This is a genomic window from Succinatimonas hippei YIT 12066 (genome assembly GCF_000188195.1).
In the GTDB taxonomy this organism is placed as follows: domain Bacteria; phylum Pseudomonadota; class Gammaproteobacteria; order Enterobacterales; family Succinivibrionaceae; genus Succinatimonas; species Succinatimonas hippei.
In genome coordinates this window covers 1-1,068 of record NZ_GL830974.1, presented here as the reverse complement: position 1 = coordinate 1,068, position 1,068 = coordinate 1, and the positions used below count along the sequence as shown (strand labels likewise).

Annotated in this window: 1 protein-coding gene; it reads left to right on the top strand. The window is 44.4% G+C overall.

Translation table 11 applies throughout. The features are described from left to right. Window positions 1-18: 18 nt before the first annotated feature. A partial coding sequence (locus HMPREF9444_RS03685) for an ISAs1 family transposase (RefSeq protein WP_009143016.1) occupies window positions 19-1,068 on the top strand: 1,050 nt, incomplete at its 3' end.

The following is a 1,068-nucleotide window of genomic DNA, read 5'->3' as shown; positions in this document are numbered from 1 at the left end:
TTTTTTTAAGGATTTTTTATGTTCATTGCTTGTGAAGAGCTGCGCAACCTGGCAAAGTCATGTCGCTGCCGTCTTCATGAGAGCGATGATTTTGATTCAATTATCGAAGAATATTCGCGATTATATTATCCGCACACCGGAACTCCTACGGATAAAGTACATTTTGAGTTTAAGCTTAAAGAAGCAAAAGCTATATACGACGCTTTATCAGGTGAAGTTACCGCGACAATATCCCGGTGTCTTAAAGATATCAGAGACGCTTTAACCGACAAGCGCAGCGAAACAAAAATCATCTATCCTTTGGACGTAATGGTGACGGTTATTTTGTTGGCACGGTTATGCGGGAATATAACGGCTGTGGAAGTAGTTAATTTTTATCGGGCCCGTAATCTTGAGCTGCAGTATTTAATTCCGGGAATGCCGCGGCCGCGTTACCGGTTATCGGAATCGACGGTAAACTGCGTAATGCGGATGTTTTCACCTGAAGAAATCAATAAGCTGCTTGAAAGTTATTTCAGTGCGGTTAAGACGGCACTTTGCGAAATGATAAAGGCAGGTGAGCAGCGGGAGCGTCCTAAACTTGCTGATAAAGAAACCGTAAGTTTCGACGGTCAGGAAATCGTATCTTCGTATCGTAAAGGAGAGAGTTCCCGCCGTAAAAAGGGAGCTGTCGGGGTCAGTGTTTACAACAGCACTCATAAAATCGCCATGGCGGTAAAGAGTGTTTTAGAAAAGAATCACGAAGTACCGGCATTTTTATCGCTGCTGCCGAATTTAGATATTCGCGGCACTATTGTCATGTCCGATGCACTTAACAGTTTAAGTGAAGTATCAACGGCCATACTGCGGCACGGGGCCGATTATTTGCTGTGCATCAAGGACAACGGCGGCAATAAAGAATTACGCGGACATCTTGAGGCAATCTTCAACCGTGAATATGCCAAGCAAGAAAAGTCTGCGGCAATAAGCCGTTATCTTTGCGAAAAGGGGCACGGCCGCATCGATGAAACTTTGCTTGAGACTTTGCCTGCAAACTTAATTGACGAACGCATTGAAAATCCCCATCCA